Consider the following 1,289-nt stretch of genomic DNA (forward strand, 5'->3'; position numbering starts at 1 on the left):
GGACAGCTCGCGCGCCATCTCCCCGCGGATCTCGAGGAGCTTCTCCTCGATCCGCCGGGAGATTCCGTCCAGCCCCTTGAGGAAGCTCTCCGACACTTCCTGGCGGATCCGGGCGATCGCGTCCGCCTCCCCCCTCGCCAGTTCCGCGGCGGTCGACCGCAGCGCGTCGGTGAACCCCTTTTCCATCCGGTCCAGCCGGTCCTGGAGAGGGGCGGTCCGGCGAAGCAGAACGACAGCGAGGGTGACCACGACCGCAACGAGGGTAAGTACGGGGAGAAGTTCCATGATACGATATGCCCGCCTTGTGGATCGAACCGGGATCCCGCCCCGCGGCGAAGGCGCCGCTTCCGCCCGTCGGGCCGTTTCGTCGCCGCAGCGCGGCGCGGTTACCAGGAAGAGTAGCACAAGAAATCGGATCGGGGGGGGTTCGTGCGGGTTCCCAAGAAGCTGGCGATCTTCGGATTCAATCTCTGCGCGTCGATCTTCATCGGACTTTGCGTGTACGGATTGCTGATCTACACCGAAGAGGTGACACAACCTCCCGGAGGGATCCTCTCGTCGCTATTTTTCGGAGTGGTCACCGTCGGCTGCATCGCCGGGATCGGCTATTTCGGGACCCAGTGGGACAGGCGAAAAGCCGAGGAAGGCGGCGGTGCGAAACGCTCCCCATCCTCCGGTCCGGGAAAAACCGGGGAACCGCCGGACGGGATCACCCGGCGGCCGCCAACCTCCGGTTGAGGCGAGCCCTCACCTTCTCCTCGGGCGTGTCGCGATCGCAAAGGGGCGGGCCGGGAATCTGCTACCCGGATTCCCCGAGGGCCCCCATGACGTATTGGAGGGTCACCTGCGCCACGAGATAATCGCGCCGTGCGCGGGCGAGGTTCCCTTTCGCCTGGGTGAGGTTGAGCTGCGCGTCGTCCACGTCCAGGCGGGTCTTGACCCCGAATTCGAATCCCTTTTCGGCCATCGTGACCAGCCGTTCCGCCTGGGCGACGGTGCCGGAGAGCGCCTTGACGATCTCGCCGGATTCCCGGACGGCGTCGACCGCCCCGCGCACCTCGAGTGCGATGGAGTCGAGGAGTTTCGCCTCGTCGATCCGCAAGGTTCGCTCATCGCTTTTCGCCTGGGCCACCTTTCCTCTCGTGCGAAGGCCGTCGAAAATAGGGTAGGTGAGGACCAGACCCGCCGTCCACACGTTTCCGTCCGCTTCGGATTCGCCGACGTCGAGCTCCCGCCATCCGTACTTCGCCTGCAGGTCCAGGCGGGGCTTGTCATAGGCGTTGGCGATC

The 1,289-nt window shown here is 65.6% G+C and carries 3 protein-coding genes; 1 reads left to right on the forward strand and 2 read right to left on the reverse strand.

Annotated features, from left to right (window positions below; genetic code table 11):
* Window positions 1-285: hypothetical protein (locus VJ307_04805; protein ID HJX73457.1), on the reverse strand; the 285-nt coding region annotated here is incomplete at its 3' end.
* Window positions 286-429: 144 nt separating this feature from the next.
* Between VJ307_04805 and VJ307_04810 the strand changes: the two genes are divergently transcribed.
* A complete protein-coding gene (locus tag VJ307_04810) occupies window positions 430-738 on the forward strand; it encodes a hypothetical protein (protein HJX73458.1) in 309 nt (102 codons plus the stop codon).
* 61 nt (window positions 739-799) lie between these two features.
* Here the strand turns inward: VJ307_04810 and VJ307_04815 are convergent.
* Window positions 800-1,289 (reverse strand): TolC family protein (locus VJ307_04815; GenBank protein HJX73459.1); only part of this gene is annotated, 490 nt, incomplete at its 5' end.

The sequence above is a fragment of the Candidatus Deferrimicrobiaceae bacterium genome (genome assembly GCA_035256765.1).
In the GTDB taxonomy this organism is placed as follows: domain Bacteria; phylum Desulfobacterota; class Deferrimicrobia; order Deferrimicrobiales; family Deferrimicrobiaceae; genus CSP1-8.